This is a genomic window from Variovorax sp. P4_D9 (assembly GCF_056401695.1).
The window spans coordinates 1-6,994 of record NZ_JBFUIU010000481.1 but is presented as its reverse complement, the minus strand read 5'-3'; the positions used below and the strand labels follow the sequence as shown (position 1 = coordinate 6,994).

General features: G+C 68.5%; 8 protein-coding genes and 1 pseudogene. 5 read left to right on the top strand and 4 right to left on the bottom strand.

Annotation, left to right across the window (positions count from 1 at the left end; genetic code table 11):
• The 4 genes and pseudogenes from AC1DY5_RS36000 to xylB all read left to right on the top strand — a co-directional run.
• Positions 1-193: pseudogene (locus AC1DY5_RS36000) on the top strand (D-arabinitol 4-dehydrogenase); the annotation flags it as partial.
• Complete coding sequence (locus AC1DY5_RS35995; protein ID WP_478119273.1) at positions 190-978, top strand: L-iditol 2-dehydrogenase; 789 nt, start codon at positions 190-192, stop codon at positions 976-978. The pseudogene AC1DY5_RS36000 and the gene AC1DY5_RS35995, both read left to right, overlap by 4 nt.
• Before the next feature lie 24 nt (positions 979-1,002).
• Positions 1,003-1,941 carry an AraC family transcriptional regulator gene (locus AC1DY5_RS35990; protein WP_478119272.1) on the top strand — a complete coding sequence of 313 codons (939 nt, stop codon included), beginning with the start codon at positions 1,003-1,005 and terminating at the stop codon, positions 1,939-1,941.
• A gap of 25 nt (positions 1,942-1,966) precedes the next feature.
• On the top strand, positions 1,967-3,421 hold the full coding sequence (gene xylB / locus AC1DY5_RS35985; RefSeq protein ID WP_478119271.1) for a xylulokinase: 1,455 nt from the start codon (positions 1,967-1,969) through the stop codon (positions 3,419-3,421).
• Here the strand turns inward: xylB and AC1DY5_RS35980 are convergent.
• Both AC1DY5_RS35980 and AC1DY5_RS35975 read right to left on the bottom strand, forming a co-directional pair.
• Positions 3,418-3,987, bottom strand: coding sequence for a hypothetical protein (locus tag AC1DY5_RS35980; protein ID WP_478119270.1), 570 nt, complete (start codon positions 3,985-3,987; stop codon positions 3,418-3,420). The two genes, xylB and AC1DY5_RS35980, sit on opposite strands and share 4 nt — an antisense overlap.
• A 32-nt stretch (positions 3,988-4,019) precedes the next feature.
• Positions 4,020-4,238, bottom strand: coding sequence for a hypothetical protein (locus tag AC1DY5_RS35975; RefSeq protein WP_478119269.1), 219 nt, complete (start codon positions 4,236-4,238; stop codon positions 4,020-4,022).
• Positions 4,239-4,472: 234 nt separating this feature from the next.
• On the opposite strand from AC1DY5_RS35975, the gene AC1DY5_RS35970 reads away from it, so the two are divergent.
• On the top strand, positions 4,473-4,877 hold the full coding sequence (locus AC1DY5_RS35970) for a hypothetical protein (RefSeq protein WP_478119268.1): 405 nt from the start codon (positions 4,473-4,475) through the stop codon (positions 4,875-4,877).
• A gap of 17 nt (positions 4,878-4,894) precedes the next feature.
• Here AC1DY5_RS35970 and AC1DY5_RS35965 read toward each other — a convergent pair whose 3' ends face one another.
• Positions 4,895-6,583 carry a cation:proton antiporter domain-containing protein gene (locus AC1DY5_RS35965; protein WP_478119267.1) on the bottom strand — a complete coding sequence of 563 codons (1,689 nt, stop codon included), beginning with the start codon at positions 6,581-6,583 and terminating at the stop codon, positions 4,895-4,897.
• A gap of 37 nt (positions 6,584-6,620) precedes the next feature.
• Positions 6,621-6,994: cation:dicarboxylate symporter family transporter (locus AC1DY5_RS35960; protein ID WP_478119266.1), on the bottom strand; the 374-nt coding region annotated here is incomplete at its 5' end.

Here is a 6,994-nt window from a genome sequence, read left to right as displayed (position 1 = left end):
GCCTTACACCTACCAAGACCAGGGAATGGACGAGGCGGTCGCGCATGCCATCTGCGCCGCCGCCGACCCGGTGGCGGCGCTGGGGGCCGACCGCGGGCTGTGGGGCGACGCCGCCGGGGACCCGCGGCTGATCGACGCGCTGGGCGGCGCCAGCGTCAGGGTCCGGCAGTTCATCGAGGGAGCACAAGCATGACCGATCGTCTTGCGCAGCGCCATGTCCTGATCACGGGCGCCGGGGGCGGCATCGGGCTCGCCATCGCCGAGGCCTGCCTGGCCGAAGGCGCGCGCTGCACGCTGGCCGACCGGCTGGCAGAGCCGCCGGACGCTGTCGCGCTGCTGCGGCGCAAGCACCCCGCGGCCATGGCCTACGTGGCGGCGGACGTCAGCGACGTTGCGTCGGTGGGCGGCATGCTGTTCGCCGCGAAGGCGGCGCACGGCGACATCCACACCCTGGTCAACAACGCCGCGCTGTTCGACATGGCACCGCTGCTCGAGAGCGACGAAGCCTCTTTCGACCGGCTGTTCGCGGTCAACGTCAAGGGCATGTTCTTCGTCATGCAGCGGGTACTGCAGCACATGGTCGATTCCAAAGTCGCGGGAGCCTCGGTGATCAACATGGCCTCGCAGGCCGGCCGCCGCGGCGAGGCGCTGGTGTCGCACTACTGCGCCACAAAGGCGGCTGTCATCAGCTACACGCAGAGTGCCGCCCTGGCGATGGCGCCTCATGGCATCCGCGTCAACGCCATCTCGCCGGGCGTGGTCGACACGCCGATGTGGAGCCACGTCGATGCGCTCTTCGCCCGGTACGAGGGACTTCAGCCGGGCGAGAAGAAGCGCCAGGTCGGGCTCGAAGTTCCGCTCGGCCGCATGGGAACGCCAAACGACATTGCCGGCGCGGCAGTGTTCCTGGCCAGCGACGAGGCGCGCTACATCACGGCGCAGACGCTCAATGTCGACGGTGGTAATGTCATGAGCTGAAGGTTCAGGCGAAAGGACCGCTTCATGACATCGCTGCGCCAACGCCATCTGCCTCGCGATCGAAAGCCCGAACTCGAGCGCGACATCACGCGCTCTCCTTCGCTGGGCTATGAATCGCCCGAGGACGCAGGGCTGGTGCGCTGCCTCGCCCATGGGTTTCCCAGCCCGCTGGTGCGCTGGCATTTCCATGAAGAGTACGAACTGCACCTGATCACCGAAACCTCGGGCCGGGCCTTCGTCGGCGACTGGATCGGGCCCTTCCACCCGGGCCACCTGGTGCTGTGCGGGCCTCGGCTACCGCACAACTGGATCTCGCTCGATGTCCCCGAAGGCGGCGCCACAGGCCGCGACCGCGTGATCCAGTTCCGCCACGATCCGATCGAGCGCGCCGCGGGCGAGATTCCCGAGCTGCGCGAAGCGCTGCAACTGCTCGACCGGGCCCGCCACGGCATCGAGTTCTTCGGTTTCGAGGAGCGCGCGCTGGCGCACTGGGACGCGATCAAGGCCGCCCGCGGCCTGCAGCGGCTGGCGCTCTTCCTCGGCTACCTGGCCGAGCTGGCGCGCTGCAGCGACTACCGCCTGCTGTCGAACGTGCAGATGCAGGGTGTCGAGGGCGACGCCGAGGTCGACCAGGTCAACGCCATCGTCAACCGCATCACCTCGAACCTCGCGGAGCCGGTGGCGATGGCCGACATCGCCAGCGAACTCGGCATGAGCGAGAGCCGCTTCAGCCGCTTCTTCAAGCGCTCGACCGGCAACAGCTTCACCGATTTCGTCAACCGCGTGCGCATCAACAGCGCCTGCCACCTGCTGATGCAGACCGACCACTACGTGACCGACATCTGCTACCAGGTCGGCTTTAACAACGTCGCCAACTTCAACCGCCGCTTCCTCGAGATCAAAGGCATGACGCCGACCGAGTTCCGCCGGCAGAGCGACAGCCGCTTCGGCAGCATGGCCTGACCCTGCACGGCCGGTTTAATCATCCATGTACCTCGGACTCGATCTGGGAACCTCGGAGCTCAAGGGGCTGCTGCTCGACCGCGAGCACCGCATCGTCGCCCTGGCGCGCGCACCGCTCACGGTCAGCCGGCTTGCGCCGCTGTGGTCCGAGCAGGCGCCCTCGCAGTGGTGGACGGCACTCGAGTCGGTGATGGCAACGCTGTGCAGAGGTCATGCCGAATCGCTGGGGGCGGTGCGCGCGGTAGGACTGTCGGGCCAGATGCACGGCGCGGTCGCGATCGATGCGGCGGGCGAGGTGCTGCGCCCGGCGATCCTCTGGAACGACGGCCGCAGCGCAGCCCAGTGCGACGAACTGACGGCGCGGGTGCCACGACTCGCGGCCATCGGCGGCAATCTCGCGATGCCGGGCTTCACAGCGCCCAAGCTGCTCTGGATGCGCGAGCACGAGCCGGCCTTGTTTGCACGCATCGCCTGTGTCCTGCTGCCCAAGGACTGGCTGCGCTTCATGCTGAGCGGCACGCTCGCCAGCGACATGTCGGACGCCTCGGGCACGCTGTGGCTGGACGTTGCGGCGCGCGACTGGTCCGACGAACTGCTGACCGCCTGCGGGCTCGCCCGCGGACAGATGCCCAGGCTGGTCGAAGGCAGCGCCGTGGCAGGCCGGCTCAAGCCCGAGCTGGCCGCACGCTGGGGCCTGCCGGCCAGCGTTCCGATCGCCGGCGGCGCCGGCGACAACGCGGCTAGCGCCGTGGGCATGGGCCTCATCGGCGCCGGCCAGGGCTTCGCGTCGATCGGCACCTCGGGTGTCATCTTCATCGGCGGCGAACGCTTCGAGCCCAATCCCGCGCAGGCCGTGCATGCCTTCTGCCACGCCCTGCCCGGGCGCTGGCACCAGATGTCGGTGATGCTCTCGGCCTCCAGCGCGGTGGACTGGGCGGCGCGCTGCTTCGGACTCGGCGACGCGCCGGCGCTGCTCGCCGCGGCGGCCAGCCTCGATGCCGAAGGTCGCCGACGGGCGCCCCTGTTCCTGCCCTACCTGTCGGGTGAACGGTCGCCGCACAACGACCCGCGGGCGCAGGGCGTGCTGTTCGGGCTGACCCAGGCGCATGGCCCGGCCGACATCGCCTACGCAGTGGTCGAAGGCGTCAGCTTCGGATTGCGCGACGGGCTGGACACGCTCACCCGGCCGGCGGCTGAGCTGGTGCTGGTCGGCGGCGGCGCGCGCAGCGCCTGGTGGGCGCAGTTGCTGGCCGACGTGCTCGACGTCCCGCTCGCCGTCTGCGAAGGCAGCGAGGCCGGCGGCGCCCTGGGCGCGGCCCGGCTGGCCTGGCTGGCCGATGGGGGAACCGAATCGGAGGTCTGCCGCCGCCCGCGCGTACTGCAGCGATTCGAACCGGCAGCGGGCGCTGCGGCGCTTCACCGCCTGCGCCACACACGCTTCAGGGCGCTGTACGAAGCCCTGAAGCCCTGCTTCGCCTAGAGTCCRAGTTGGCCAAAGGAAGTCCGCAGCCCCGCATAATCGGTCGGACCGCTGCTTTCCGGTGGGTTCCCGGTGGCCGACAACCAGGCCGCAATGCTCGGCAGCCGGCGGTCGAAATACGTCTGCAGCGGGGCCCAGTTGCCGCTGTCGCTGTGGGCTTCGGTGATCTCGAGCGCCTCGACCGCGATGGTCCGCAGGCTGGTCACCATGGCCAGCGATCGGCCGTCCAGAAGTTGCAGCGTCACCTCGCGACCCTGGGCCAGGATCTCGCCGAGGATGCGCCGGTGCACCGCATAGTCGGCCCAGCTGCGTTTCACGCAGGCATCGTTGAGCTCGCGGAACACCCAGTGCATGTTGTTGGCGAACATCGCCGCCACCTGCCCGGCCTGGCGCAGGCTTTGACGCGACGCGGCCAGTTGCAGCCGCGCCGCCCAGGCAATCGCCAGCAGCACGCCCCCGGTCTGCACCCATGCCGCCCACTCGGCCGAAGTCGAGGGGCGGTAGAACCACCCCACGAGCCCCAGCGCAATGCCGCCGGCCGCGATCGCCGCTCCAAGTTTCTGCATGGTCATTCCAAGAACGGGGGGCCGCTTCGCTCTCAGTCGCGCGGCCCCTCCCTGCCGAACATCTTCCGGATCGCCGCGACGCCGGCCACCAGGGCGTTGGCGTAGTTCGCATGCGGATCGACTGCCGCCTCGATGGGCAGATAAGGAAGCGCTTCTTCCATCACGTAGTCGGTCGCTTCGAGCAAGACCCAATAGAACTCGCCCTCTTCGAGTTCTTGCACGGTCAGCGCGATATTCCGCAATTGCGACATGGAGTTAGGAGGGTTTTCGGAAAGTACGTTTCGATCCTATTCAGCCCGGTTGATAACGCCTAGTCACAATTTCACGATTCGTTGCAAATGTGACTACTCGTAATTAAAAAAACAAGCACCGCATGCGCCAAATGCGCATTTGTAGGCGGTTTGCAACTTCCGCCAAGTTTCACCTACGTGCAATTCTCCCGCAGCGGCTTAAGCTGAAGCATCCCATCCACGCGCGGAGGAGCCATGAAGCATTTCACCCTGGACCCCCACATGACCGCTGCGGTCGGCGGCGCCTTCTATCCGACCGGCCACACCTTCGTGATGTTTCCGGATGCGAAAGACGCCAGCCGCGTGGGCCATCAGCTGCTGGAAGACGGCTTCAGCGGCGACGAGATCTACCTGATTCCGCCCGAGGTGGTGCTAGAACAGATCACACCCACCGTGCGGGAGGCCGACAGCACGCTGCCCTCGGCCGGCACCGACGCCGCCACGGTCCGCGCCTACACCAAGCTGGCGCGAGAAGGCCACACGGCGCTGCTGGTCAGGACCCGGGACGAAGCCGCCGCGAGCCGGCTGATGAAGCACGTGCGCACGGCGCCGTTCTCGATCGCACAGCGCTACCGCATGCTGGTGATCGAAGACCTCTGAAGGGCCGCGCCGCCGCGTCAGGCGCCGGCGGCCCGCAGCACCGTGCGGGCCATCGCCTGCGCCAACTCCTGCTCGCCCAGGCAGACCGTGACCGCGTCCTGCTGGGTCAGCAGGTGCGCCTCGTCCTCGTTGTGGCTGCGGATCACGGTCTCGATGGCCGGATTCAGCGTCCGGGCCGCCTCGATCATCTGCCGCACGTTGATCGCGTCCGCAGTGGCGATCACCAAAACCCGGGCACGGGCGACATGGGCCTGTATCAGCACCGAAGGATCGGCCGCATCGCCCCACACCGCGGCCATGCCCTCGCCGCGCAGCCGCTCCACGATGGCTCGGTTCTGCTCCGCGACCACGAATGGAACGTCGTTGGCAGCCAGCGCCGCCGCGATGCGCCGGCCGACCCGGCCGTAGCCGACCAGGACCACCTGCCGCGACAGGTACTTCGCCTCGGTGTGGATCGGCAACTCGGCCAGCGGGTCGTCGCGCGACGCCAGCCCGCGCGCGAAGGACGAATGCGCATGCAGCCATTGCTGAACCGGCCCGATCAGGCTGAACCACAGCGGATTGCTGGCGATCGAGATCAGCGCGCCCGCCAGCAGCAGGCTCTGCCCCTCGGGCGGCAGCAGGCCGAGCGAAGCGCCCAGCGCCGCGAGGATGAACGAGAACTCGCCGATCTGCGCCAGGCTGGCGCTGACCGTGAGCGCGGTGCCGAGCGGATAGCGCAACAGCAGCACCAACGCGCAGGCCGCCACCGACTTGCCGACCACGATCACCAGCACCACCGCCAGCACCTGCAGCGGCCGCTCGATCAGCACCGCCGGGTCGAACARCATGCCGACCGAGACGAAGAACAGCACCGMGAAGGCGTCGCGCAGCGGCAGCGATTCYTSSGCCGCGCGGTGGCTGAATTCCGACTCGCGCATCACCACCCCGGCAAAGAAGGCGCCGAGCGCGAACGACACACCGAACAGCGCCGCCGATGCGAAGGCGAWGCTGACCGCGGCGGCCACCACGCAGAGCGTGAACAGCTCGCGCGAATTGGTGCGTGCCACCTGCCACAGGATCCACGGGAACACCCGCCGTCCGACAACCAACATCAGGAGCACGAAGCCACCGACCTGCAGCAGCGTGAGCCCCAGCGTCTGCCAGACCGGCGGGCCGGTATCGGCCAGCGCGACGCCGCCCAGCGCCCCGGCCAGCGGGGGCAGCAGGACCAGCACCAGCACCATGGCAAGGTCTTCGACGACCAGCCAGCCGATCGCGATGCGGCCCGTGAAGGTCTCCAGGACGCCCAGGCTCTCGAGCGCGCGCAGCAGCACCACCGTGCTGGCCACCGACAGTGCCAGCCCGAACACCAGCGCAGCGCCCAGACCCCAGCCCCAATAACTGGCTAGCGCGCCACCGAACAGCGTCGCCACCGCCATCTGGACCAGGGCGCCGGGCAGCGCGACCTTGCGCACCGCCAGTAGATCGTCGAGCGAAAAATGAAGGCCGACACCGAACATCAGCAGCATCACGCCGATCTCGGCCAGCTGCGCGGCGATGCCGGCATCGGCGACGAAGCCGGGCGTGAAGGGCCCGATGATCACGCCCGCGAGCAGGTAGCCCACGAGCGCCGGCAGCCGCAGCCGGATCGCCAGGAAGCCGAGCACCAGCGCCAGCCCGAGGCCGGCGGCGATGGTGTTGATCAGTGAAACGCTGTGGGGCATCGGCTTGCATTCTGCAAGAACGACGCCCGTGACGGCCTCAGGTGGCCATCTTTCCGGTACGGGCGTTGACCAGTTCCTCGGGCTCCTGGGCCTCGATCCAGGACTCGTTGTTGAGGCCCGCCTGCAGGCGTTCGGTGTCGAGCGCGTCGGTCCATTTGGCGACCACGATCGTGGCCACGCCATTGCCGATCAGGTTGGTGAGCGCCCGGGCTTCCGACATGAAGCGGTCGATGCCGAGGATCAGCGCCAGCCCCGCCACCGGCACATGGCCGACCGCCGACAGCGTTGCCGCCAGCACGATGAAGCCGCTGCCGGTGACGCCGGCGGCGCCTTTCGATGTCAGCAGCAGCACGCCCAGCAAGGTGATCTCCTGCATCAGCGTCATCGGCGTGTTGGTGGCCTGCGCAATGA